The sequence below is a fragment of the Dankookia rubra genome (assembly GCF_004355005.1).
GTDB lineage: Bacteria > Pseudomonadota > Alphaproteobacteria > Acetobacterales > Acetobacteraceae > Paracraurococcus > Paracraurococcus ruber_A.
The window spans coordinates 59,876-84,893 of sequence record NZ_SMSJ01000020.1 but is presented as its reverse complement, the minus strand read 5'-3'; the positions used below and the strand labels follow the sequence as shown (position 1 = coordinate 84,893).

General features: G+C 70.6%; 23 protein-coding genes. 13 read left to right on the top strand and 10 right to left on the bottom strand.

Going from position 1 to position 25,018, the window contains the following annotated elements; translation table 11 throughout:
• Positions 1–42: 42 nt before the first annotated feature.
• Positions 43–720, top strand: coding sequence for an endonuclease III domain-containing protein (locus E2C06_RS16530; protein ID WP_133289712.1), 678 nt, complete (start codon positions 43–45; stop codon positions 718–720).
• A 78-nt stretch (positions 721–798) separates the two neighbouring features.
• Positions 799–1,686, top strand: coding sequence for a TauD/TfdA dioxygenase family protein (locus tag E2C06_RS16525; RefSeq protein WP_133289711.1), 888 nt, complete (start codon positions 799–801; stop codon positions 1,684–1,686).
• Between the two features lie 60 nt (positions 1,687–1,746).
• Here the strand turns inward: E2C06_RS16525 and E2C06_RS16520 are convergent, their stop codons facing one another.
• The 7 genes from E2C06_RS16520 to radA form a co-directional block, all read right to left on the bottom strand.
• On the bottom strand, positions 1,747–2,727 hold the full coding sequence (locus tag E2C06_RS16520; protein WP_133289710.1) for an NAD(P)H-dependent glycerol-3-phosphate dehydrogenase: 981 nt from the start codon (positions 2,725–2,727) through the stop codon (positions 1,747–1,749).
• 2 nt (positions 2,728–2,729) lie between these two features.
• Entirely contained in the window at positions 2,730–3,560 is an 831-nt protein-coding gene (locus E2C06_RS16515) for a 23S rRNA (adenine(2030)-N(6))-methyltransferase RlmJ (protein WP_133289709.1), read from the bottom strand.
• Between the two features lie 12 nt (positions 3,561–3,572).
• A complete protein-coding gene (locus E2C06_RS16510) occupies positions 3,573–4,283 on the bottom strand; it encodes an SDR family NAD(P)-dependent oxidoreductase (protein ID WP_193560467.1) in 711 nt (236 codons plus the stop codon).
• Positions 4,283–5,758, bottom strand: a complete 1,476-nt coding sequence (gene purF / locus E2C06_RS16505) for an amidophosphoribosyltransferase (protein ID WP_133289708.1) — start codon at positions 5,756–5,758, stop codon at positions 4,283–4,285. Before purF ends, E2C06_RS16510 begins: the two co-directional genes overlap by 1 nt.
• 10 nt (positions 5,759–5,768) lie before the next feature.
• On the bottom strand, positions 5,769–6,329 hold the full coding sequence (locus E2C06_RS16500) for a CvpA family protein (RefSeq protein WP_133289707.1): 561 nt from the start codon (positions 6,327–6,329) through the stop codon (positions 5,769–5,771).
• 100 nt (positions 6,330–6,429) lie between these two features.
• Complete coding sequence (locus E2C06_RS16495) at positions 6,430–7,410, bottom strand: Bug family tripartite tricarboxylate transporter substrate binding protein (RefSeq protein WP_165982435.1); 981 nt, start codon at positions 7,408–7,410, stop codon at positions 6,430–6,432.
• 121 nt (positions 7,411–7,531) lie between these two features.
• Positions 7,532–8,995 (bottom strand): DNA repair protein RadA, encoded by a 1,464-nt coding sequence (gene radA / locus E2C06_RS16490; protein ID WP_133289705.1) that lies wholly within the window; start codon positions 8,993–8,995, stop codon positions 7,532–7,534.
• A 120-nt stretch (positions 8,996–9,115) separates the two neighbouring features.
• Here radA and E2C06_RS16485 point away from each other — a divergent pair, with 120 nt between their 5' ends.
• Complete coding sequence (locus tag E2C06_RS16485) at positions 9,116–9,691, top strand: tyrosine phosphatase family protein (RefSeq protein WP_133289704.1); 576 nt, start codon at positions 9,116–9,118, stop codon at positions 9,689–9,691.
• A gap of 712 nt (positions 9,692–10,403) precedes the next feature.
• Here E2C06_RS16485 and E2C06_RS16480 read toward each other — a convergent pair.
• Both E2C06_RS16480 and E2C06_RS16475 read right to left on the bottom strand, forming a co-directional pair.
• Positions 10,404–11,294, bottom strand: a complete 891-nt coding sequence (locus tag E2C06_RS16480) for a TauD/TfdA dioxygenase family protein (RefSeq protein ID WP_133289703.1) — start codon at positions 11,292–11,294, stop codon at positions 10,404–10,406.
• A gap of 89 nt (positions 11,295–11,383) precedes the next feature.
• Positions 11,384–12,718 (bottom strand): ABC transporter substrate-binding protein, encoded by a 1,335-nt coding sequence (locus E2C06_RS16475; protein WP_133289702.1) that lies wholly within the window; start codon positions 12,716–12,718, stop codon positions 11,384–11,386.
• A gap of 305 nt (positions 12,719–13,023) precedes the next feature.
• Here E2C06_RS16475 and E2C06_RS16470 point away from each other — a divergent pair, with 305 nt between their 5' ends.
• Positions 13,024–14,028 carry a transglycosylase SLT domain-containing protein gene (locus E2C06_RS16470; protein ID WP_133289701.1) on the top strand — a complete coding sequence of 335 codons (1,005 nt, stop codon included), beginning with the start codon at positions 13,024–13,026 and terminating at the stop codon, positions 14,026–14,028.
• Between the two features lie 205 nt (positions 14,029–14,233).
• Here the strand turns inward: E2C06_RS16470 and E2C06_RS16465 are convergent, their stop codons facing one another.
• Positions 14,234–15,202, bottom strand: coding sequence for a tripartite tricarboxylate transporter substrate-binding protein (locus E2C06_RS16465; RefSeq protein WP_133289700.1), 969 nt, complete (start codon positions 15,200–15,202; stop codon positions 14,234–14,236).
• 137 nt (positions 15,203–15,339) lie between these two features.
• On the opposite strand from E2C06_RS16465, the gene phnC reads away from it, so the two are divergent.
• The 9 genes from phnC (at position 15,340) to E2C06_RS16420 (ending at position 25,010) form a co-directional block, all read left to right on the top strand.
• Entirely contained in the window at positions 15,340–16,131 is a 792-nt protein-coding gene (phnC, locus tag E2C06_RS16460; protein ID WP_241671319.1) for a phosphonate ABC transporter ATP-binding protein, read from the top strand.
• A gap of 23 nt (positions 16,132–16,154) precedes the next feature.
• The gene (phnD, locus tag E2C06_RS16455) at positions 16,155–17,063 is read left to right on the top strand and encodes a phosphonate ABC transporter substrate-binding protein (protein ID WP_133289699.1); all 909 of its coding nucleotides are present in this window, start codon (positions 16,155–16,157) and stop codon (positions 17,061–17,063) included.
• A complete protein-coding gene (gene phnE / locus E2C06_RS16450) occupies positions 17,063–17,965 on the top strand; it encodes a phosphonate ABC transporter, permease protein PhnE (protein WP_133289698.1) in 903 nt (300 codons plus the stop codon). Before phnD ends, phnE (E2C06_RS16450) begins: the two co-directional genes overlap by 1 nt.
• A complete protein-coding gene (gene phnE, locus E2C06_RS16445) occupies positions 17,962–18,822 on the top strand; it encodes a phosphonate ABC transporter, permease protein PhnE (protein WP_133289697.1) in 861 nt (286 codons plus the stop codon). The genes phnE (E2C06_RS16450) and phnE (E2C06_RS16445) overlap by 4 nt, the downstream gene beginning before the upstream one ends.
• A 65-nt stretch (positions 18,823–18,887) precedes the next feature.
• On the top strand, positions 18,888–20,525 hold the full coding sequence (locus E2C06_RS16440) for a GMC family oxidoreductase (RefSeq protein WP_241671318.1): 1,638 nt from the start codon (positions 18,888–18,890) through the stop codon (positions 20,523–20,525).
• Positions 20,522–20,872 carry a nuclear transport factor 2 family protein gene (locus E2C06_RS16435; RefSeq protein ID WP_133289696.1) on the top strand — a complete coding sequence of 117 codons (351 nt, stop codon included), beginning with the start codon at positions 20,522–20,524 and terminating at the stop codon, positions 20,870–20,872. The genes E2C06_RS16440 and E2C06_RS16435 overlap by 4 nt, the downstream gene beginning before the upstream one ends.
• Positions 20,873–20,921: 49 nt before the next feature.
• Positions 20,922–21,494, top strand: coding sequence for a thioesterase domain-containing protein (locus tag E2C06_RS16430; protein WP_133289695.1), 573 nt, complete (start codon positions 20,922–20,924; stop codon positions 21,492–21,494).
• A gap of 69 nt (positions 21,495–21,563) precedes the next feature.
• On the top strand, positions 21,564–23,204 hold the full coding sequence (locus E2C06_RS16425) for a long-chain fatty acid--CoA ligase (protein ID WP_241671317.1): 1,641 nt from the start codon (positions 21,564–21,566) through the stop codon (positions 23,202–23,204).
• 291 nt (positions 23,205–23,495) lie between these two features.
• The gene (locus tag E2C06_RS16420) at positions 23,496–25,010 is read left to right on the top strand and encodes an alpha/beta hydrolase (protein WP_165982434.1); all 1,515 of its coding nucleotides are present in this window, start codon (positions 23,496–23,498) and stop codon (positions 25,008–25,010) included.
• Positions 25,011–25,018 lie beyond the last annotated feature (8 nt).

Here is a 25,018-nt window from a genome sequence, read left to right as displayed (position 1 = left end):
AACCTTTGGCGCACGGAGCCGCTCCTCCGGCGTTGGCGCGGCATGGACACAGCCCCACCTCCCGGCAAGGCCCCCTTCGACATCGACCTGGTCTTCCGCCTGCTGCGCGAGGCGACCGCCGGCCTGCCCAAGGCGGCGATGTTCGACCTGCGCGACCAAGGCCATGCCTCTCCCTTCGAGCAACTGGTCGCCGCGCTGATCTCCGCCCGTACCCGGGACGAGACGACGACGCCGGTCTGCCTCCGCCTCTTCGCCCGGGCCCGTACGCCGGCGGCGATGGCCGCGCTGCCCGAGGCGGAACTGGTGGATCTGCTGCAGGGCGCGACCTTCCCTGAGCCCAAGGCGCGCGACATCCTCGCCCTCTCGCGCCGGATCGCCGAGGCCGGGGCGGTGCCGGACACCATGGAGGGGCTGCAGGCGCTCCGCGGCGTCGGCCCTAAGATTGCCGCGCTGACGCTCGGCGTCGGCTTCGGCAAGCCCGCCATCTCGGTCGACATCCATGTCCACCGCATCGCCAACCGCTGGGGCTATGTGGCGACGACGACGCCAGAGCGGACCATGCAGGCGCTGTTGGCGACGCTGCCGGAGCGCTATTGGATCGAGATCAACGAGCGGCTGGTGCCCTTCGGCAAATTCGTCTGCACCGGGGAACGGCCGCGCTGTTCCGCCTGCGCCCTGCTGCGGCAATGCCGCCAGGTCGGCGTCAGCGCGCATCGGTGACATGGCCGGCCGCCGCGTCCGGAGCTAAACTGGGCGCCGCCAGAAGGGGCAGAGACCCCGCGACGAGGAACCCGGCCCATGACCCTCTCCATCCGCCCCGCCAACCCAGCCCGCCCCGATTTCGTCGGCGAGGCCTCTGGCGTCGACATCCGCGCCGGCGTCTCCGCCGCCGAGGCTGCGGCGATCGAGGAGGGCATGGACCGCTACGGCGTGCTGGTCTTCCGCGGCCAGGACATAGACGACGCGCAGCAGGTCGCCTTCAGCCGCCATTTCGGCCCGCTGGAACTGGCCACCGGCGACATCGTCCAGGGCCAGGCGCGGCGCTTGTCCATGGAGGTAAACGACATCTCCAACCTGCACCAGGACGGCAGCGTCATGGCGCGGGACGACCGCAAGCGGCTCTTCTCGCTCGGCAACATGCTCTGGCACAGCGATAGCAGCTTCAAGGCGACGCCGGCCAAATTCTCGCTGCTCTCCGCCCGGGTGATCCCGGGGCAGGACGGCAACACCGAATTCGCCGACATGCGCGCCGCCTGGGATGCGCTCGATCCGGCGATGCAGGCGCAGGTCCGCGACCTCGTGACCGAGCACAGCCAGATCTACAGCCGCGGCGTGCTGGGCTTCACCGACTTCACCGCGGAGGAACTGGCGAAATGGGCGCCGGTGCCGCAGCGTCTGGTGCGCCGCCATCCGCGTACCGGGCGGCTCTCGCTGTTCCTCTCGGCCCATGCCGGTGCCATCCAGGGCTGGCCGGTGCCGGAAGCCCGCGCCCTGCTGCGCGACTTGACCGAGCACGCGACCCAGCGTGAGTTCGTCCATGCCCATGTCTGGCAGCCGCATGACCTCGTGATGTGGGACAACCGCGTCACCATGCACCGCGCCCGGCGCTACGATTCGACCCAGGTGCGCGACCTGCACCGCACCACGGTGGCGGACATGGCGCCGACGCTTCAGCAGGCGGCGTAGCACCGATCGCGGGGGGGCCTCCGCGCCTTCAGGCGTGAACCTGCGCAAAAAAGAAAAGCGCTACTCGTCCCGTCGCGGCCGGGCCAGCAGCCTCCTCATCGCCTCGGCAACCGTCAGGCCGCCGGCGAGCAGGTCGGCGACCGCTTGGCAGATCGGCAGTTCCACCCCGGCCGCCGCGGCGCGCGCCACCATCGCCGGCGCGGTCGCCACGCCCTCTGTCACGCCGGCGCGCTCCGCCAGCACCTCCGCCAAGCCCCGGCCACGCCCCAGCGCCATGCCGAGCGAGGTATTGCGACTAGCCGGGCCGCAGGCCGTCAGTAGCAGGTCGCCAAGGCCCGAAAGCCCCGCCGCCGTCTCCGCCCGGCCGCCGAGCGCCACGGTCAGTCGCGACAGCTCCGCCACCCCGCGCGTCACCAGCGCCGCCCTCGCGTTCTCGCCGAGCCCAGCGCCGATCACCGCTCCCGCCGCAATGGCGATGACATTCTTCGTGGCACCCCCGACCTGCACGCCGACGGGATCGTCAGAGCCATAGAGCCGGAAGCCGGGCGTCGCCAGCAGGTCGCCCGCCCGTTCCCGCAGCGCCGCGTCTTGGCTGGCGACGACGGCGGCGGCGGGCAGGCCGGCGGCGACCTCATGCGCGAAATTCGGCCCGGACAGCACGGCGGCGGGCAGGCCTGGCCGCAGCGCCTCCACCAGTTCCAGCGGCAGCAGCAGGCTCGACCGCTCCACGCCCTTGGCGGCCAGGACCAGCGGCGGTGCCTTGCCCGGCAGCCCGTCGAGGAAGGCCCGCAGGTGCTGCGCCGGAACCGCGAGGATGGCGGTCTCGGCGCCCCGTAGCGCCTGGGCCAGGTCGGCTGTCACCCCAAGGCCGGCCGGCAGAGCCACGCCCGACAGGTACCGGGCATTCTCCCGGGCCGCAGTGATCGCCGCCACCCGTGCCGGGTCGCGCGCCCAGAGCGTCACCGCCTGCCCCGCACGCCCCGCCTGCAGGGCCAGCGCGGTGCCCCAGGCGCCGGCGCCGAGGACAGCGAGCCGCGCCATGCCTATTCCTCCGCGATTCGGGTCATGGCCCAGCCCTGGCCCGGCTCGCCATCGCCAAGCTTTTCCAGCAACGCGGCGAGGATGGCACCGCCTTCGGCCTCGAATCTCCAGGGCGGGTTGGCGACCAGCAGCCCGCAGCCGTTCAGCCGCTGCGGGTCGGTTGGCTCGCGCAGCCAGAACTCGGCAGCGACCAGGTCGCGCACCCCGCTCTCCTGCAGTGCAGTGTGGAAGGCGCGCACCGGGGCGCGATGTTTGATCGGGTACCAGCAGGCCTGCACGGCGCCGCGGAAGCGGCGGGAGACCAGGGCGATGCCCTGCGCCAGCCGCTCGAACTCGCCTTCCCGCTCGAAGGGCGGGTCGACCAGCACCAGGCCACGCTTTTCCGGAAAGGGGGTCAGTGCCTTCAGCGCTTCCCAGCCGTCGCGGTGGTGGACGGCGACCTGCGGGTCGCGGCGGAAGGCGGCGCGGAGCGTCGCGGCGTCGTCGGGGTGCAGTTCGCAGGCCAGCAGGTGGTCCTGCGGCCGGAGCAGGCCGGCGACCAAAGCGGGGGAACCGGGATAGCGCGCCTGGGCCCCGGCGGCGTGGACCAGGGCGACGTAGTCGGCCAGCGGCCCGTCCTCCACCGACAGCAGCCGGCCGATGCCGCGCCGCCATTCGCCGGTCCGCTCGGCCTCCGAGGCCTCGGAGAGGTCGTAGCTGCCGATGCCGGCATGGGTGTCCAGCACCCGGAAGGGCTTCTCCTTCGCCGCCAGGGCGCGCAGCAGCCAGACCAGCAGCGCGTGCTTCATGCAATCGGCGAAATTGCCGGCGTGGAAGGCGTGGCGGTAGTTCACGCGACCCTCACATCAGGCGAGGCGGATGACCTCGCCATTGCGCATCTCGACCGGCAGGCAGAGCGCGGCGATCTGCGGCGCGACATCCCCGGGCTGGGCGATCGAGGCCGGGTCCTCGCCGGGCATGGCCATGCCGCGCAGCTTGGTGGCGACGGCGCCGGGGTCGAACAGGTTCACCCGCAGCGGCGTATTGGCGACCTCGGCCGCCCAGGACCGCGCCAGGTGTTCCTGCCCCGCCTTGCCGAAGCCATAAAGGCCCCAGTAGGCCCGCGGCTCCGCCACCAGCCCGTCGGTCAGGAAGACGGCGCGGCCGGCCTTCGCGGCGCGCAGCGGCGGGTCGCAGGTGCGGATCAGCCGCCAGGCCGCCGAGAGGTTCACCGCCACCGCTTCCTGCCAGTCCCGCGGCATGATGTGTGCCACCGGCGTCAGCTTCGACAGCGCCCCCGCCGCATGTACCAGGATGTCGAGCCGTCCGAAACGCTGGGCGATGGATGGCCCGACCATGTCAAGCTTCTCGCCGTCCTTCATCAGGTCGAGCGGAAAGAGCGTTGCCTGACCGCCGGCGCCGCGGATCGCGTCGTCCATCTCCTCGAGCGCGCCCTGAGTGCGGGCGGTCAGCACGCAATGCGCGCCGAGCCGGGCGAGCTCGAGCGCCACGGCGGCGCCGATGCCGCGGGAGGCGCCGGTGACGAGGGCGACAGAGCCCTCCAGCGGCTTCGGCATCAGCTCGCCTGCAGCAGCGAGAGCTGCCGGTCCTGGTTGTCCCCGGCATCGGTCAGCGGGATGCCGTAGTCGCCGGTGAAGCAGGCGTCGCAATAGGCGGGTTTTGCCGGATCGCGGCCCGGCTTGCCGAGCGCGCGGTAGAGCCCATCGAGTGAGATGAAGGCCAGGCTGTCCACGCCGATGATCCTCGCCATTTCCTCGAGGTCGTGCTGCGCCGCCAGCAGCTTGCCGCGCTCCGGCGTGTCGATGCCATAGTAGCAGCTATGCGTGGTGGGCGGAGAGGAAATGCGCATGTGCACTTCCTTCGCGCCGGCGGCGCGCACCATCTCGACGATCTTGCGGCTGGTGGTGCCGCGGACGATGCTGTCGTCCACCAGGATGACCCGCTTGCCTTCCAGCATCGGCCGGTTGGCGCTGTGCTTCAGCTTGACGCCGAGGTTGCGGATCTGGTCAGTCGGCTCGATGAAGGTGCGGCCGACATAGTGGTTGCGGATGATCCCGAGCTCGAAGGGGATGCCGCTTTCCATGGAATAGCCCATCGCCGCCGGCACGCCGCTGTCCGGCACCGGGACCACCACATCGGCCGCGACGCCCGATTCGCGCGCCAGCTCGGCGCCGATGCTCTTGCGGGTCTGGTAGACCGGCGTGCCCTCGACGATCGAATCCGGCCGGGCGAAGTAGATGTACTCGAAGATGCAGAAGCGGTCCTGCTGCTTGGTGAAGGGCTTGATGCTGTGCACGCCCTTGTCGTCGATGACGATGATCTCGCCGGCATCGATGTCGCGGACGAACTCCGCGCCGACGATGTCGAGCGCGCAGGTCTCCGAGGTCAGCACCCAGGACGGCGCGGCGCCGCCTTCTCCGCCCAGCCGGCCCAGCACCAGCGGCCGGACGCCGAGCGGGTCGCGCGCGCCGATCAGCGCGCCGTTGTGCAGCGCCACTAGGCTATAGGCGCCCTGCACTTGGCGCAGCGCGTCGATCAGCCGGTCCACCACGGTGGAATAGAGGCTGATGGCGATGAGGTGGATGAACACCTCCGAGTCCGTTGTCGACTGGAACAGGCAGCCCCGGTTGACCAGGTTGCGCCGCAAGCCGAGCGCGTTGGTCAGGTTGCCGTTATGCGCCACGCCGAAGCCGCCGAAGGCGAAGTCGGCATAGAGCGGCTGGACGTTGCGCAGCGCGGTCTCGCCGGTGGTGGCGTAGCGGTTGTGGCCGATCGCCGCGCTGCCGCGCAGCGCCGCCATGACCTTCGGATTGGAGAAGGTGTCGCCCACCAATCCCTGGCCCTTATGGGCGTGGAAGATGCCGGCATCGTCCAGCGCCACGATGCCGGCCGCTTCCTGCCCGCGATGCTGCAGGGCATGCAGACCGAGCGCGGTAAGCGCCGCGGCGTCGGTGGCGTTCCAAACGCCGAAGACGCCGCATTCCTCTTGGAATTTGTCGTCGTCATGCGGACGGGTGGACAGGTCGGTCATGCGGGTGTCCTCACGTCCGGTTGCGGGCCGGCGGGCGCATCAAGTCGTCCTGGGTCGGCAGGCCGCGGGCCGGGGGGGCGGCGACGCGGGGCCGGTACTCGGGTGGCAGTTGGGCCACCACCCAATGGGAGCCATCAACGACCAGCGGCAGTACCCGGGCATCCCGGACAGCCTCGGGCCAGCGATCGGCGGCGGGCAGGACCATGCCGCCGAGGATATAGGCGAGGATGACGAGAAACGCACCCCGCGCGACGCCGAAGACCAATCCGAGGGCACGGTCGGTCCCGCCCAGCACCGAATCCTGCACGAAGCGGGCGACGAAGCTGATCAGGATCTTCAGCACCACCAGCACCACCAGGAAAACGCCGCCGGCGGCCAGGGCATTGGCCAGCCAAGCCGGCTCCACGCTGCCTTCCAGCAGCGGCGACAGCCGCGGGTAGAGCGCGAGCGCCAGCAGGGCGGCGCCGATCCAGGCCCCGACCCCCAACACTTCCTGCACAAGCCCCCGCATGAAGGCGAGCAGCGCCGAGACGGCAAGCACCGCCAGCACCACGAAATCGACCCAGGTCATCGTGCCGCGCATATAGCGGCCGGGGGCTGCCGGTGTCCACGCAAGCGCCAGCCGGCGGGAGCGGGGCAGGCACGCGCTGTTGCGGGGGCGGCGGGGCGGCTCAGCCCGGTCGCAACCCGGCGCGGTCCGCCGCCGCCCGGGTCCAGGCGCTCTCGCGCGCCAGGAAGGCGGCGAAGCCGGCCGGGGTCGCCTCCCCGGGTGTCGCCATCTCGCTGCCCATCTCTTCCAGCCGCTGCCGGTTGTCGGGGTCGGCTACCGCGGCGGCGACGGCGCCGGCGATGGTCGCCACCACCTCGGCCGGTGTGCCGCTCGGGGCCACGATGCCGACGAAGGCTGCGGCGCGGAAGCCGGGGACACCTGCCTCGTCGAAGCTCGGCACCTCGGGCGCCACCGCCAGCCGCTTGGCGGATCCAGTGGCGAGGATGCGCACCACGCCTTCCCGATGGAGTGGCAGGACGGTGGAGATCTCGGTCATGCCGGCTTTGATGTTCCCCGCGATCAGGTCCGGTGTCATCGCCCCGCCGCTGCCATAGGGCACGTGCTGCAGGCCGGCCCCGGTCGCCGCGTTGAAGCTCTCGATCGCCAGGTGGGAGGTGCTGCCGGTGCCGGACGACCCGGTGGAGATGCTGCCCGGGGCGGACTGCGAGAGCGCGATCAACTCGGCCAGGGTCTGCGCCGGGACGCTGCGGCGGACGGCCAGGACGTTCGGGGTGCGGACGAAGAGGCCCACGGGCGTGAAGTCGCGCGCCGGATCGTAGCCGAGATTGGCCTGGATCACCGGGTTGACCGTCAGGGGGCCGTTCGAGCCGAGAAAAATCGTGGTGCCGTCCGGCTTGGCCCGGGCGAAGGCGGTGGCGGCGACGTTGCCGGCAGCCCCGGCGCGGTTCTCCACCACCACCGGTTGGCCGAGCTTCTCCGAGAGCTTCGGCGCCATAACCCGCGCCACGGTGTCGGAATTGCCGCCCGGGGCGAAGGGGACGATCAGCCGGACCGGGCGGTCGGGGAAGTTGCTCTGGGCCCAGGCACGGATGGCCGGCAACAGGAAGGGCAGGGCCAGGACGGCGCGGCGGGGCAATGGCATGCGTTTCCTCGGTCGCTTTTGCGCCAGCATGGCCGGCGCCTTGCGGCGGGAACAGTCCCATGATGCCGGGGGGCGAGTTGGGCCACGCGACCTGCCCGGCGGCGCCCCGCCGCTCCTGGGCTCAGGCCTCGGCGCCCGCCGGCACCGGCGCGCGGCGGCCGGGCTTTTCCGCCGCGACCTCCGGCCTCGCCGCCGCCTTCGCGCCCTTGGCGGCGAAGGGCGCCACCAAGTCGGCCATGTGGCCGATCTCGCTCAGCCGCAGCCCGTCCAGCGCCACCGGCGCGCGGCCGCCGCGAGCCAGCCGGCGGGGCAGCACGGCGCCGGCGAAGCCGAGCTTCTGCGCCTCCCGCAGCCGTGCCTCGGCCTGAGCGACCTGGCGGATCTCTCCCGAGAGTCCGACCTCGCCGAAATAGACGGTGCCGGGGTCGGTCGGCCGGTCGGTCGCGGCCGAGACCAGCGCGGCGGCGACGGCCAGGTCCGCCGCCGGCTCGTTGATCCGGAGTCCGCCGGCGATGTTGAGGTATACGTCGTTCTGCCCGAGCGTCAGGCCGCAGCGGGCTTCCAGCACCGCCATCAGCATCGACAGCCGCCCGCTGTCCCAGCCCACGACCTGACGGCGCGGGCTGCCGCCGGTGGAGGGGGCCAGCAGCGCCTGGACCTCGACCAGCACCGGACGCGTGCCCTCGATCCCCGCGAAGACCGCCGAGCCCGAGACGTTGCCGCGGCGCTCTGCAAGGAAGAGGGCGGAGGGGTTCGGCACCTCGACTAGGCCGCGCTCGGTCATCTCGAAGACGCCGATCTCGTCGGTCGCGCCGAAGCGGTTCTTCACCGCCCGGAGGATGCGGAACTGGTGGCCGCGGTCACCCTCGAAGTAAAGCGTCGCGTCGACCATGTGCTCCAACACCCGGGGCCCGGCCAGCGTGCCTTCCTTGGTCACGTGCCCGACCAGCACCAGGGCGAAGCCGCGGGATTTCGCCAGCCGGATCAACTCGGCGGCGCAGGTGCGGACCTGGGCGACCGTGCCGGGCGCGCTGTCGAGCGCGTCCAGCCACATGGTTTGGATGGAATCGATCACGACGAGGGCGGCGTCGCTCTCCTGCTCCAGGCTGGCGACGATGTCGCGCAGCGCGCTGGCGGCGGCGAGCTCGAGCGGCGCCTTCTCGAGGCCGAGGCGGAGCGCCCGCAGCCGCACCTGGGCCACCGCCTCCTCTCCGCTGATATAGAGGGCGCGGCGGCCGCCGCTGGCGATGCGGGCGGCGGCCTGCAACAGGATGGTCGACTTGCCGATGCCCGGATCGCCGCCGACCAGCACGGCGGAGGCCGGCACCAGCCCGCCGCCCAGCACCCGGTCCAGCTCCGGCAGGCCGGTCGGGATGCGCGGCGGCGGGGCGCTGCTGCCTTCCAGCCCAACGAATTCGATCTGCCGCCCGCCGATTGCCTTGGCCGCCGGGCCGGGGCCACGGGCAGCGGGCGCCAGTTCCTCCTGCAGAGTGTTCCATTCGCCGCAGGCGTCGCACTTGCCCTGCCATTTCGGGGCGGCGGCGCCGCAGGCTTGGCAGACGAAGCGGTTGCGGTCCTTGGCCAAGCGGCTGGCTCCTATTGGGGCAAAACGTGAACATGGTTGTAGCGCTCCGGCATCGCGGCGTCATCCGATTCCGCCGCGGCGGGTCTGGACCGATCTGCCACGCGGACCCATCCTCGCGCCATGGAAATGCACTTCCCCTTCGGCCTCACCGTCTGCGGCATCGAGGAACTGTCCGGCCATTGCGAGGCCGGGGTGAGCCATGTCCTCTCCATCCTCGATCCGGACTGGCCGGTGCCGGAGGCCTTCGGCAGTTTCGGCGAGCATGCCAAGCTGGAACTGCGCTTCCACGACGTGATCGAGGATGCGGCCGGAACCATCCCGCCCTCGGAAGCCGATGTGCGCGCCGTGCTGGCCTTCGGCCGGGACCTCGAGGCTGAGGCGGCGTCGCGGCTGCTGGTGCATTGCCACGCCGGCATTTCGCGCTCCACCGCATCCATGGCGCTGATCCTGGCGCAGGCGCGGCCGGCGCTGGGGGCGGAGGAGATCCTGCAGGGCATCCTCGGCATCCGCGAGAAGGCTTGGCCGAACCTCAGGATTCTCGAGATCGGCGATGCGATGCTGGGGCGCGAAGGAACGCTGCCGGCGGCGGCAGCGGCGCTCTATCGCCACCAGCTGAACATCCGCCCGCACCTGGCGCAGGTGATGCGCAACGCCGGGCGGGGCAGGGAGGTGGATGCGGGCGAGGCTTACGGCTGAGGCCGGCTTACCCTTCGCTGCGGAACGACCAGGAATGGTCCATGCCGAGGACCGCGACGACCTCGCCGCCGCTCGGTGGCAGTGGCAGCCACGTGGCGGAGCCGACCGCGGGCCGGGTTAGCACCTCGCCCGGCGTACAAGGGCCAAGGGCGATCCAGTAGTCCGGGCGAGGCAGGGTGGTCAGGGTCCGTCCCGGCTCCACCGCCTGCACAAGAGAGCAGGGCAGCCGCCGACCGCGAAGCCGACCGCACCGGCGCCGGGGGGCACTGCCGCGTCCTGGACGACCTGCAGCCTGCCGTTGGGGTCACACCCGTTGTGGTCTTTGAAACGCAACTCGCGATCCTAGCCCGAGCGCGACCTGGCTGGCCTAGGCGGAACTGTAACCCAGGATCTCGGTCGAATCGAACACAGCACCCGCTGCAAGCTTTGATGGGTTCTCGCAAACAAAGGCGAGCTCAGCTTTTCAGGCGAAGGTCTTGCTGGTGCTCGGCGCGCACTGGGCGGTGAACCAGACGAATAACACCAGGCTGCCCTGACCCTCCGGCAGCCACTGGTACAGGATGATCCCCGTTTATGGCGGGACATTCTTGACGACGATTACTTTGTAGGTTCCGGGTATGTCTTGTCTCAAGCGGCGGCACGGAGCATTGCGTGCCACGGGTAGAAGGGCAAGCGGCGGCGTGGCAGGCAGGCCAGCGGCGCTCCTGCGGCCCTACTCCGCCGCCATCTGCTGCTCCAGCGTCGGCGCCACGTCGGTTAGCGTGACCCGCCGCATGTCGCGCGGGAAGCGCTTGTCGTCGAAGGGTCGGGCGCGGTGCATGGTGCTGCGGTTGTCCCACATCACCAGGTCCCATGGACGCCACTGGTGCGCGTAGACGAATGCGCGCTGCGTGGCGAACTCGGTCAGGTTGCGGATCAGCATCATCGCCTCCGGCCGCGGCCAGCCGAGGATCTGGCCGATATGCGCGGACAGGTAGATCGAATGCCGCTGCGAGCCGGGATGCCAGCGCACCAGCCTTTGCTTCACTGGGGCAAAGGCCAGCTTCTCCTCCGGCGTATAGTCTTCGAAGCCCATCGAGCCACGGGAGTAGATCAAGCTGTGCTCAGTGACGAGGTCCTTGATTTGCGCCTTCATGTCCTCCGGCAGCGCGTCCCAGGCGGCGCGCATGTCGGCGAATTCGGTGTCGGCTCCCTGCGGTGGCACGACCCGGCCATGCAGCATGGAATACTTCGCCGGCGTTGCCTTGAAGCTGCTGTCGCTGTGCCAGAGCTGGTTGCCGAGGTTGAACATCCGCCGCCTGTCATCCGCCGCCAACAGTGCGCCGTTGACGTCGAGGTTGGAAATGTCTGCCATCCGGCTGTGCTTCAGCCGGTGCTTGTGCGCATCGACCGTGGCGCGGGCTTCCTCCAACGTGCCGAGCGCCTGGCCGAAGGCCATCTGGTGGTCGTCGTCCAGCCGCTGGTCGCGGAAGACCAGCACGGCATAGCGATCCATGGCGCGGTCGATCTCGGCACAGATGCCGGGCCCCGGCGTGGTGCGGAGGTCGAGCCCGCCGACCTCGGCGGCAAACAGCGGATGCAGGGGCGTAAACTGCAGGGCCATCGGCGTATCCTCCGACCTGATATATCAGACCCTATCTTACGCCCGAGGGGCCGGCCGTGGTCAAGCCGCCGGCCCCTGCGGCGCGCCCTTCAGGTGTTGCGGTAGTAGCGCCGCGCCCGCCGTTCCGCGTCGCGCGCCGCATCGGCCGGCGTCGCTTGGCCGCTGGCCACCGCGGCGCACATCTGAACCAGCACGTAGTCCGCGGCGACGGCGCCGGAAGCCTGGCTGATCGGGCCCCGGTAGCCGGACCAGAACTTGCTTTCCATCGTCTCGCGGAACAGCGTCAGCTTGGGGTCGCTGGTCCAGACGGTGCTGGCGTTGTAGGCGCGCAAGGGGTGCGCCCAGTAGCCGAGCGAGCCCTGCATCCAGGGGTCGTATTGCTCGCTTTCCAGCATGAAGGCGAGGAAGGCCTTGGCGGCGTTTGGGTAGCGGGTGTGACGGAACACCATGGCGTTCATCACCGTCGCAGTGTGCGGCGATGCCGTCGCCTTGCCCTTCGGCACCAGCGTGTGCTGGGTGTCCTCGGCGATCGATGCTGTCTTCGGGTCGTTCTTGAGCGCGAAGTACAGCGAGACGCCGTTGAAGGTGAGGTAGATCTCCTGCGCCGCATAGGCCCGGTTGTTGGAGGGGTCGAGCCAGGACAGCGTGCCGGGGGCGAAGGCCTGGTAGAGTTCCTGCAGGTATTTCAGCGCCTCGACCGTCTCGGGGCTGTTGATCGAGACCTTGCCTTCCTCATCGACCAGGGAGGCGCCATGCGACCAGAGCAGCCATTGAGCGAAGCCGTTGCCGTCGCCCACCGCATTGCCGAGTGCGAAGCCGACCGGCTTGTTATTCTTCTTCATCGCCAGGCAGAGCTTGAGGAAGCCGGCATGGTCATCCGGCACGCTGTCGAAGCCGGCCTCCTTCAATGCGGAAACCCGCCAGCAGCAGGGGCCGATATTGCCGCCGATCGGCAGTCCGATCCATTTGCCGGTGCCGTGCTGCCGCCCGTATTTCTCGGACAGCGACCCCCAGCCGCCATAGCGCTTGCCGAGGTAGTCGGCGACGTCGCCCATCTCGACCACCTTATCGGCATAAATATGCGGGTCGTCCGACCAGCCGATGACGATGTCCGGCCCGGTGCCGGTATTGGCCACCACGGCGGTCTGCGGCCGGATGTCCTCCCATCCCACGAAGTCGATGCGGACGGGGATGTTGAAGCGGTCCTGAAAACGCTGCGCATTGGCTCGGAAAACCACCTCGTCTGGCTCGACGAAGCGGGCCGGGCGGATGACACGCAGCGAGGCACCGGCTTCCGGCTTGACACCGAGCGCACCACCATCGGTACGTGGGATGCCGCCGGGTTGCGCCGTCTGCGCGAGGCCCGGGCCGGCCAGCGCCGCGGCGCCGATCGCCAGTGCCGAACGGCGGGTAATGTCTTGCATCGCCTTTCCTCCCTGATGCCTGCTTGGCCGCATTCGGTCGGGGCGCGCCGCGGCGGCGGAAGGATGCGGGGTCGCCTTCCCGCGCATCGACGCATTTCGATCCGGCTCGCCGTTTGGTGATGTGAGGCGGCTGGTCCCGGGACTCCCTGCAATTCCCGGCAGCTACCGCCGGGTGAGCGGTTCCACCCGGATCGCCCGGGCGGTCGCAACCGAAGCCGTAGCGGAACCGGCGAGGCGGGCTCGCGCTTTCCCATTCGCAACGTCGTTCCCGCACTCCCCCACCCCCCTCCAGGGAGCTCGGCCCCATGCGACCCTCGGACCCTCGTGCCGCATCACGGCGGCACGATAAGCTTCTGCGCGCCGTCGTCATGGTGGCGGCACTGTTGACCGCGCCCTGGATGGCGCCAGAGGCCCTGGCTGCGCGTGCCGGCAAGGCCCAGGCGAGCCACGCCCAGGTTAAGCATGCCCAGGCCGGCAAGCCGCAGGCGGCGCGCAACACTCCGTCGCGCCGTGCTCCTGCAGCGGCTGCGTCGCGCCCCGCCCGCCAAGCGTCGCGCCACAGCCCGGCCAAGGTGCCGCGCCAGGTGGTCGCCGCCACGTCCAGGCCGGCGCCGATGCCGGCGGAGAACATCCCCGGCGTCCGCCGGGTTGTCGTTTCGGCTCTCGACGGCGCAATTCGCAGCACCGGCATCGAAGCAACCCTGCTGACCGCACTTGCTTGGCAGGAGAGCCGCTTCGACCCGCGCGCCCGCAACCGCCGTTCCACCGCGCGCGGCCTTATGCAGTTCACGGAGGCGACCTGGCTGGAGGCGGTGCGCGACCACGGCCCGCAGCACGGCCTGCAATACGAAGCCGCGGTGCTTTCCACCAATCCCGCCAGCGGCAGCATCACCACTCGCCAGCCGCGCACGCGCAGCCGCATCCTCGAACTGCGCGACAATCCGCGCTTTGCCGCCGCGCTGGCGGCGGCGCGGATCAACCGCGCCGGCATCGCGCTCCAGCAGTCGCTCGGCCGCACCCTGGGACCTGCTGACCTTTATTTCGTCCATCTGCTCGGCCCGGCCGGGGCGCAGCGATTCCTCGCGGCCCTGGACCGCACGCCAAGCAAGCCCGCTGCCGATTTCATCGCCGGCGACAGCATGGCCCTGAACCGCGAGGTATTTGTCGAGCGTGGCAGCGGCCGGACGCTGAGCCTGGCCGAGGTGCATGCCTGGGTCGATCGGTCGATTGCCGGCCAACGCACGCTGCACGCGCCGCTCTTCACCGCGCTCGGCACGCCGCCGGTGGTCGAGGTGGCCGACGCGCGCTGAGCGCGCGCCGGCCTGTGCGACGGGGACCGCATCATGCAGAATGTCGGCTGGCGCTGGCGTTTCCCGATCGGGGGACGGCAGGGCGCGCTGCGTGACTTCGGCTCCTGGAGCGGTGTTGCATTCAGACGTGAACGCACCGCCGCCTTGGCTTCGTGCTCCAGATCGGATTCAGGAGTCCGGGCGTTCGTGGCTCCCCCCGTCTGCTTTAGTCCGGGCGGATCCCGGCGTCACGGATCAGCTTGCCCCACATCGTTGTCTCCGTCGCTAGTGTCTGGTGCAGCGCGGCGGCATCGCCGGTGGTGATGACCACGCCGTGTTCGGCCATCCTGGCCCGCAGGTCGCGATCCTCGGTCGCGGCCGACAGTGCCGTGCCCAGCCGCGCCAGAACCGGGGCGGGCGTCCCGGCCGGGGCGAAGAGCCCCTGCCAGAAGACCACGTCGAAGCCGGGCAGGGCGTCCGCGACCGGCGGCAAATCGGGCAGCAGCGCGGCGCGCTCGGCCGAGGAGATGCCAAGGCCCCGGGTGGCGCCGTCCCGCAGGCTGGGCAGCGCTTCCAGCACGGCCTGGAACATTGCCTGGATGCGGCCGGCGCGCAGGTCGAGCAGGGCAGGCGCGCCGCCCTTATAGGGCACATGGGTCACCTCGATCCCCGCGGCCTGGGCAAACAGCGCCTGGGCCAGGTGGTTGACCGCGCCGGTGCCGCTGCTGCCGAAATTAAGCTTGCCCGGATTGACGCGGCACCAGGCGATCAGTTCGGCCGTGCTGCTTGCCGGCACTGCAGGATGGACGTGCAGCACGAAGGCGGTACGGAACACCATGCCGACCGGCGCCAACTCGCGCAGCGGCTCCTTGGGCGTCAGCGTCGGCTGCAAGCCCGGGTTGATCGCCAGGGTCGAGGTGCCCATCAGCAGCGTATACCCGTCCGGCCGGGCCTGGGCGACGGCAGTATTGGCCACCGCGGTCGCCGCGCCGGCACGGTTCTCCACCACCACCGGCACGCCGAGTTCGCGGCCCATGCGCTCGGCGACACCGCGGCTGGTGATGTCGGTGACGCCGCCCGGCGCATAGCCGGACAGCACGCTGATGGGACGACCGGGGAAGCCCTCCTGCGCTCGGGCGGCAGCGGGCAGCAGGGCAAGCGGCGCGGCGAATGCGGCGCGGCGGCGGATCGGCATGGTCGTTTCCCGGAGGCTGGTTTCCCGCAGGCTGGCCGGGCAGGGCGCACCGATCAAGTCCCCGCGGACATGCGGGCATCATCGAAGCGTCATCTGCTTGTCACGCGCCGCCCGTAAAGCCGGTGCGGGACAAAGGGATGCCAATGCTCGAGCTGCAGGGACTGACGCGGCGGTTCGGCGCCGTCACCGCGGTGGACGGCGTTTCGCTGCGCGTGCCGGACGGCCAGTTGGTCGGCATCATCGGCCGGTCCGGCGCCGGCAAGTCGACGCTGCTGCGGATGATCAACCGGCTCTGCGACCCCAGCGCCGGCCGCATCCTGCACGACGGCCGGGACATCACCACGCTGCGCGGCCAAGCGCTGCGTCACTGGCGCACCGACTGCGCCATGATATTTCAGCAGTTCAACCTGGTCCCTCGGCTCGACGTCATGACCAACGTGCTGGTCGGCCGGCTGAACCACGTGCCGGCCTGGCGGTCCCTGGCGGGGTTCTGGCCTGAGGCCGACCGGGCCATCGCGCTCTCGGCGCTCACGCAGTTTGATATCGGCCAGCTCGCGGCGCAGCAGGCCGGCAGCCTGTCCGGTGGCCAGCAGCAGCGCGTGGCGATCGCCCGCGCCCTGGTGCAGGAGCCCGCGGTGATCCTGGCGGATGAGCCGGTCGCCTCGCTCGATCCGCGCAATGCGCAGCTGGTGATGGACGCCTTGGCGGAGATCAATCGGAACTACGGCATCACCGTGCTGGTCAACATCCACTCGCTTGACCTCGCACGGCAGTATTGCGGACGGCTGATCGGGCTCGCCGCCGGGCAGTTGGTCTTCGACGGGCCGCCCGAGGCACTGACCCAGGATGCCGCGCGCCGGCTCTATGGGCTGGAAGCTGCCGAGGCGACCGGCGCTGAGGCAGCGCCGCGGCTCTACGCCGTCGCTTGAACGACAAACGGAGACCTCGACGCATGATCCATCGCCGCCGCCTCCTGGGCGCCGCTACGATGCTGGCCGGCACCCCGCCCCTGGTGCACGCGCAATCCTGGAGAGCCACCTACCCGGAACTGGTGTTCGCCGTCATCCCGGCGGAAAACGCCTCTGGCGTGCTCAACCGCTACGGGCCCTTCGTGGAGTACATGACCCGCACCCTTGGCGCGAAGGTGGCTCTGCGTGTGGCGAACGACTACGCCGCGGTGATCGAGGGCCAGCGCGCCGGCAACATCCATATCGGCAATTACGGCCCGTCCTCCTTCGCCCGCGCCTTGATGACCGGCGCGTCGATCGAGGCCTTCGCCATCGAGGTGAACCTCGACGGCACGAAGGGATATCATTCCGTCTTCTACGTGCGGCAGGACAGCCCCTTCCAGAGAATCGAGGACCTGCAAGGCAAGAACCTCGGCCTGGTCGATCCGAACAGTACCTCGGGCAACAATGTCCCGCGCTTCGCCATGCACAAGATGGGTATCAATCCGGAGCAGTTCTTCGGCAAGGTTGTCTACACCGGCAGCCACGAGAACGCGGTCGTCGCGCTGAGCCAGGGCAGCGTCGACGTCGCTGCCAATTGGTGGAACGACAAGACCGAGAGCAACCTGCTCCGCATGGCGCGCAAGGGCATGGTGAAGTCGGAGGACTTCCGCGTCATCTTCACCTCCGAGCAGATCGTGAATTCGCCGATGGCCTACCTCACCAACATCCCGGCCGAGTTGCGCGCCGCGATCCGCGCCGCGGTGCTGGTGATGCCGCAGCAGGACCCGGCGGCCTTCGAGCGCCTGACCGATGGCAAGCAGCGCCCCTGGGAGCCGACGGACAACGCCGCCTATCAGCCGATCATCGAGCTCAACCGCTTCGTCGACAACCTGCGCCGGCAGCGCAACTGATGCCAGCCGACGGCGCGGGCCTTTCCCGGCTCTCCTCGGGGCAGCAGGCGCCGCTGGCCGATGCCTACGCGCGTAGCCGGGGGCGGGAACAGCGGCGCCTGCTGCTCGGCGCCGTCATCGTGCTGGCCCTGCTGCTGCTCAGCGGCTGGGTCGCGGAGGTCTCGCCCGGCCTGCTCTGGGCCAAGGCCGGCAACTTCCTCGACTATTTCGACCGGCTGCTGACGCTGGAAGCCGGCGCCCGCGCCGGCCAGCGGGTCTGGATGGACCCATCGGAGTGGTTCTGGGGCTTGCCGCACTGGCTCGGGCTGCTCGGCGACACGCTGCTGATGGCCTATGTCGGCACCCTGGTCGGGGCGACCGGCGGCTTCCTGATCGGCCTCCTTTCGGCCGGCAACATCGTGCGCAGCGCGCCGCTGCGCTGGGCGGTGAAACGCGGCGCGGAGTTCTGCCGCACCGTGCCGGAGATCGTCTTCGCCCTGGTTTTCGTCATCGCCTTCGGGCTCGGCCCGCTGCCGGGCGTCATGGCACTGGCGCTGCACACGCTGGGCACGCTGGGCAAGCAGTTCTGCGAGGTGGTAGAGAACATCGACACGGGGCCGGTGGAAGCGGCGCTCGCCGCCGGTGCCGGCTGGCCGCAGATGGCGCGTTTTGCCGTGGTGCCGCAGGTGCTGCCCGGCTTCACGTCCTATGCACTGCTGCGGTTCGAGGTGAATGTCCGCGGCGCCGCAGTGCTGGGCTTCGTCGGCGCGGGTGGGATCGGGCAGGACCTGATCGAGGCGATCCGCAAATTCTACTACAATGATGTGGCCGCGCTGCTGATCCTCATCATCCTGACCGTCGTCGTCATCGACACGCTGACCGGCCAGTTGCGCTGTCGGCTGCTGGACTGGCGGGCGGCATGAGCGGCATCGATCGCCAGCGCGCCGCCGCGCTGGATCGGACGCCGGCGCTGCGACTAGCCTATCCGGCGCAGTTCCAGGCCATCACCTCCGGCAGGCTGCAGGCGGGCGGGCTGTTGCTGTGCGGCACGCTGTTGCTGGGCTTCGGTCTCTGGCGGCTGGAGATCGAGCCGTCCCGGCTGCTGTCCGGCTTCGGCCAGCTACTGCATTTCCTGGCGTTGATGCTGCCGCCCGCCCCCGGTTCCAGCGCGCAATTCCTTTCGATCCTGCAGGCTCTGGCGGAGACCCTGGCGATCGCCTTCCTCGGCACGCTGCTGGCAGCGAGCCTCGCCCTGCCGCTCGGCCTGCTGGCGGCGCGCAACACCACGATCAACGGACTGGTCCGCTTCGCATCCCGCCGGGTGCTGGACGGCATCCGCGGCATCGATGCGCTGATCTGGGCGTTGATCTGGGTCAGCGTCGTCGGCCTCGGCCCCTTCGCCGGCGTGCTGGCGATCATGACCTCAGACATTGGCACCTTCGGCAAGCTGTATTCCGAGGCACTGGAGGCGGCCGACCGGCGGCCGGAGGAGGGCGTGGTCGCCTCGGGTGGCGCCGGCCTGTCGCGGGTGCGCTTCGGCGTGCTGCCGGAGGTGCTGCCGGTCATGGCGGGGCAGGTGCTCTACCTGTTCGAGTCCAATACCCGGTCCTCGACCATCATCGGCATCGTCGGGGCCGGCGGGATCGGGCTGACCCTGACGGAGATGATCCGCACGCTGGAATGGCCGACTGTTGCCTTCATCGTGCTGCTGATCCTGGCCATGGTTGCGATGCTCGATGCCGTCTCCACCCGGCTCCGGCGGCGGCTGATGGGGGCCTGAGCCGCCCTTTCGCCGCTACGCCGGCACATGCCATCCTCCGCCCCAAGGAACAGGAGGAAGCGGTGATGCCCGAAGGATCCCTTGCGCGTGACCAGGTTATGGCGGTGCACACCACCGATGTGCTGGTGCTCGGCGCCGGCTCGGCTGGCTGCGTCATCGCGTCGCGGCTCAGCGAGGATGCCGCGACCCAGGTGGCGCTGATCGAGGCCGGGCCGGCCGCTTGGCGGGACCCCTGGATCCGCATCCCAGCCGGCTTCGCCCGGCTCTATGCCAGCGGCAAGTATGACTGGCGCTTCCATACCGAGGCCGAGCCCGGCCTCGATGGTCGCAGCATCCACTGGCCCCGCGGCAAGGTGGTGGGCGGCTCGGGCGCGGTGAACGGGCTGGTCTTCCTGCGCGGCAGCCCGCGCGACTACGACCGCTGGGCACAGTCCGGCGCGCGCGGCTGGGGCTACGATGACGTGCTACCCTTCTTCAAGCGGATGGAGACCTGGACCGGCGAGCCCTCCGAGGAGCGCGGCACCGACGGGCCGATCCACAGTTCCGAGGCACGGCACACCTCGCCCGGCGCGGCCGCATTCATCGCCGCCTCGCTTGCGATGGGCCATCAGCGGGTGAAGGACTTCAACGGCGCCTGGCACGAGGGCGCCGGGCCGATGCCGCTCAACACCAAGGGCGGCTTCCGCAGCCATTCCGGCGACATGTTCCTGAAGCCCGCCCGCAACCGGGCCAACCTGCGTATCATGCCGGAGCGGGCGATCCAGCGCCTTACCTTCGAGGGCAGGCGTTGCACCGGCGCCATCGTCCGCGGCCCCGCCGGGCTGGAACGCTGGGAGGCGCGGCGCGAGGTGGTGCTGTCCGCCGGCGCCATCGGCACGCCGCAGATTCTGATGCTGTCCGGCATCGGCGACGGAGCGCATCTGCAGGAGATGGGGATCGAGACGTACCTCCATGCGCCCGGCGTCGGGCAGAACCTGCAGGACCATTTCCTCCAGCGCATGCGCTATCGGGTAAAGCCCTGCGGCACGGTGAACGAGTCCTGGCACAACCCGATCGGCAAGCTGCGCATGGCGGCGCGCTATGCCTTCGACCGGCGCGGGCCGATGGCGATCGGCGCGGCGGAGGCGAACCTGTTTGCCCGCGTGCTGCCCGGCGCCGAGGAGCCGGACATGCAGTACCTTTTCGTCAACTTCACCGTCACCAGCTACGACCAGGGGCCGGACCGGCATCCGGGCTTCATGTTCAGCGCCTGCCAGTGCCGGCCGGACAGCCGCGGCACGGTCACGCTGCGCAGCGCTTCGCCGGACGACAAGCCGATCATCCGGGCCAACTACCTGGAAGCGGCGCATGACCGGCACCTGATGGTGGAGGGCGTGAAATATGCTCGCAGGCTCGCGGCCCAGCCGCCGCTGGCGGCGCTGATCGAGGAGGAACTGACGCCGGGCGCCAAGGTCACCTCCGACGAGGAGATCCTAGCGCATATCCGCCGCGACGGCGGCACCGTCTACCACCCCTGCGGCACGGCCCGGATGGGGGAGGACAACTTGGCCCCGGTTGATAGCCGGCTGCGGCTGAAGGGGGTGACGGGGCTATGCGTGGCGGATGCCAGCGTGATGCCGCTGGTGCCCTCCTCCAACATCCAGCCGGCGGCGCTGATGATTGGGGAGCGCGCGGCGGCCTTCCTGCGGGAGCGCGCGGCATGACCGACCACGACGTGCTGGCCAGGCTGAACGACGACTACATCCGCAGCGTCCAGCAGGGCGACGTGGCGCGGTTCCGGGAAATCCTCGCTGAGGACTTCCTCTGCTCAAATCCCGACGGCAGGCTGCTGGACAAGGCCGCCTTCCTCGAACAGACGGCGCGGCTGGTAACGATCAGCGGCCTCACAACCGAGGATGTGCTGATCCGCATCCTCGGCGAGGTCGCCATCATCCATGCGCGGACCCGCTACCGCACCGCGGAGGGCGAAGCGCGCCAGGGCCGCTACACCGATGTCTGGGCGCGGCGCGACGGGCGCTGGCTGGCGGTCTCGGCGCATGTGACGCGGTAGCGGTGCGCCGGGGCGGCGGCTAGCCTGGCCCCTCCTCGGAAGCCACCGCATGCCCGACGCCGCCACCCCGCCCGTCACGCCGCTGCTGGTTCTCATCGGCGGCGCCGGTGACGGCACGCTGCGCAAGGTCGGCCAGGTGGTGGACTGGCTGCGCGCCCGGCCGGACGCCGCCGAGCGCGAGGTCCACTACTTCTTTCATTGGCAGAAGGGCGCCGTGCTCGACCTGATCGAAGCGCAGCCGCCTAGCCGGCCGATCCGTCTTGTCGGCCATAGCTGGGGCGGCAATGCGGCAGCCAAGGTCGCCGCCACGCTCGGCCGGCAGGGACGGCCAGTGGACCTGCTGATCACTATCGACCCGGTCACCCGCGGCATTGGCCCGGCCTTCCTGGCCCAGGTAAAGGCCGGGGCGCGCCGCTGGATCAATGTCCAGGCCGGCGGCGCCGCGGGATTCGATTATTCCGACCTGATTGCGGCAATCGGTGGTCCTTACGGGAAGGCGCCGCGCGACCATGCCGACCAGCATTTGGTGCTGCCTCACCCGCATGCCGCCTTCGCCGCCATGCTGCAGGGCCGGCTGCCCGAGGGCCCGAGCCTGCTGGACCTCGTCCTCGCTCCCGCCTGAACGCGTCTGCCCTTGTCGCCGCCACCCGCCTCGCCTCATATCGACGGCAAACCAGGGAGGCACCAAACCATGCTCGGCCTGATGCAGGACCGTCCGCTGCTGATCTCCGCCGTGCTCGAGCACGCGGCGCGGAACCATGGCGGGGCGAAGATCGTCTCCGCCCGGCCGGACGGTACGCTGGTCCGTCACACCTGGCCGCAGGTCGCCGCCCGCGCCGCGCAACTCGCCCATGCGCTGGCGGCCCGCGGCGTGCAGCCGGGCGAGCGCATCGCCACCCTGGCCTGGAACGAGCACCGCCACCTCGAGGTCTATTACGGCGTGTCGTCCATGGGGGCCGTGCTGCACACGGTGAACCCGCGGCTCTTCCCCGACCAGATCGCCTTCATCCTGAAGGACGCCGCCGATACCCACCTGTTCGTCGACCCGACCCTGATGAAGGGTGCCGAGGCGCTGGCGGACCGGCTGCCGGAGACGCTCCGCACCATCGTCGTCATGGGGATCGAGGCCGACATCCCCGCCGACTGCCCGCTGCGCGGCCGGTTCGAGGTGGTGGCGCAGGAGAGCCTGATCGAGGGCCGGCCGGGGCGCTACGACTGGCCCGAGCTCGACGAGCGCTCGGCCTCCTCGCTCTGCTATACCTCCGGCACCACGGGCGACCCGAAGGGCGTGCTGTACAGCCACCGCTCGACCGTGCTGCACGCCATGTCCGTGGTCTCGCCGGACGTCTTCAACCTGGCCAGCGTGGACGTGGTGATGCCGGTCGTGCCGATGTTCCACGTGAATGCCTGGGGCGTGCCCTATGCCGCCGCCATCGCCGGCAGCAGCCTGGTGCTGCCGGGGCCGAAGCTCGACCCCGCCTCGCTCCACCGGCTGATCGAGGAGGAGCGGGTCACCCGCTCGGCGGGGGTGCCGACCATCTGGACCGCGCTGCTGCAATGGCTGCGAGCCGACCCGGCGCGGCGCTTCGCCCGGCCGCCGAAGCTCGCGGTCGGCGGCACCGCGCTGCCGACGCCGGTCAATGCCGGCTTCCTGAAGGAATACGGCGTCGAGATCCTGCATGCCTGGGGCATGACGGAATGCAGCCCGGTCGGCACCACCGGCGCCCGCATGCCGCAGAACGCCGATTGGGATGCCGACCGCTTCGTCGAGTACAGCCGCAAGCAGGGCAAGCCGCTCTTCGGCGTCGAGATCCGGGTGCGGGACGGGGAGGGGAAGGACATCGCGCATGACGGCGTGGCCTTCGGCGAGCTGGAGGTGCGCGGCCCCTGGATCGCCAGCCAGTACTTCAACCGCCCGGGCGACCCGGCCTTCACCGCGGATGGCTGGTTCCGCACCGGCGACGTGGTGACGCTCGACGAATTCGGCTCGATGGAGATCGTCGACCGCGCCAAGGATGTCATCAAGTCGGGCGGCGAGTGGATCAGCTCCATCACGCTGGAGAACGTGATCATGGGCCACCCGGCGGTGCAGCAGGCCGCCGTCATCGGCATCCACCACAGCAAGTGGGACGAGCGGCCGCTGCTGCTGGTGGTGCCGAAGCCGGGCACCAGCCCGACGGAGGCCGACATCCTGGCCTATTTCGACGGCAAGGTCGCGCGGTGGTGGATGCCGGACCAGGTGGAATTCGTCGACAGCCTGCCGCTGACGGCGACCGGCAAGCTGTGGAAGGCCGAGCTGAAGCAGAAGTACCGGGATCGCAGCGCGGGGTAGCCGCGCGCCGCGGCACCGCGCCGCCTGCCGGGCGGCGCGACCCTGCCTGGAGGGCCCGGTTGCGGCGCCGGCGCGGCTGTCCCCGGCCGTGGCCGTGCCCGGCGGCAGGCCGGCCGCGCGCTGCCGGATGATGCGGTGCCGGGCCGGCCTTGATCGCCGGAAACGATGTCCCTAGCCTCGGTTCAGAACTCTAACATGCCGAGGGGGGAAAGCACCTTGCGACTTGCCTCTGTCCTGCTGGCTTCGCTGTCCGCCTTGCTGCCCCTGGCCCCCGCGGAAGCGGACCGATCCGTGCCGGTCCCGACCCTGGCCTGGGAAGCCTGCCCGCCCGCCCCCGCGGGCAGCGCGCCGACGGACGCCTTCCTCTGCGCCACGGCCGTGGTGCCGATGGACCATGCCAAGCCCGGCCATGGAATCTTCAGCCTGGCGGTGATCAGGCATCCCGCCCGCGACGGCGCCCGGCGGCTCGGCACGCTGTTCTGGAATCCCGGCGGGCCGAGCGACGCGGGCACGCAGTACCTGCCGGCGGCGATCGGCGGCTTCCCCGAGCGGGTGCGGGACCGCTTCGACATCATCAGCTGGGACCCGCGCGGCATGGGCGGCCGCACCACCCCGGTCGTGCAGTGCTTCGACAGCGCCGAGGCGGAGGCGGCCTTCCTCGACGCCCGGCTGCAGAGCCTGGCCGTCACGCCGGAGGAACTCGCCGCCGACGCTGCCGCCCGCACCGCGCTGAACGCCGCCTGCATCGCGCGCAACGGCGACCTGCTCGCGCATGTCTCGACCGCCGACAATGCCCGCGACCTCGACCTGCTGCGGCAGGCGGTCGGCGAGGAGCGGATGAACTACTACGGCACCTCCTACGGCACCTTCCTCGGCGCCACCTATGCCAACCTCTTCCCCGACCGGCTGCGCGCGATGGTGCTCGACGGCGCGGTGGCGCCGGCGGCCTGGGCCGGGGATGCGGGCGAGGACCTGTCGCTCAGCACCTTCATCCGGCTCGGCTCGGATCGCGGGTCGCGGGCGACGGTCAGAGCCTTCCTCGACGAATGCGGCAGGGTCGATGCGACGGCCTGCGCCTTTTCCGCCGGCTCGCCGGAGGCCACCCGGCGGAAGTGGCGCGACCTGCTGGAGCGCGCGCGATCCGGCCTGGTGGTCGAGGGCCAGCCGATCGACGACCGCGACATCACCGTCTATGTCCAGAGCTCGATCTACCTGATCGATCCCTTGCCCGGCTTCGGCCGCTTCCCCGGCTGGGCCGCGGTCGCCGACTTCCTGCAGAAGGCCGCGGAGGCCGGCGAGGCGGCCACCGCCGCTGCCGCGGCACCGCCGACGGCCGCGGCAGCCGGCGCGGCCGCCCCGGGTGTCTACGTCACCAGCGCCGGGCGGCAGCTCTCGGTGATCTGCGGCGAGAGCCCCAACCCGATGACCGAGGAGGCCGCGTCCGAGCAGGCCCTGCGGAGCTACGCGCGCGCCGGGATCTCGGCCTGGCCCTTCGTCGCCTATTGCGTCGGCTGGACGGCCAGGGCGGCCGATCCCTATCTCGGGCCCTGGGACCGGCGGACCGCCGCGCCGGTGCTGGTGGTCGGCAACACCTTCGACCCGGCGACGGCCTATGCCAGCTCCGTGCGGATGGCGCGCGAGCTGGCGCGCGGACGCCTGCTGACCGTCGACGGCTTCGGCCATACGGAGCTGCTGAACCCGAGCCGCTGCGCCCAGGCCTTCATCGCCGACTACATCATCGATGGGACGCTGCCGCCGCGGGGCACGCGGTGCGACCAGGACAACAGGCCCTTCCCGGCGCGCTGAGCCCGACC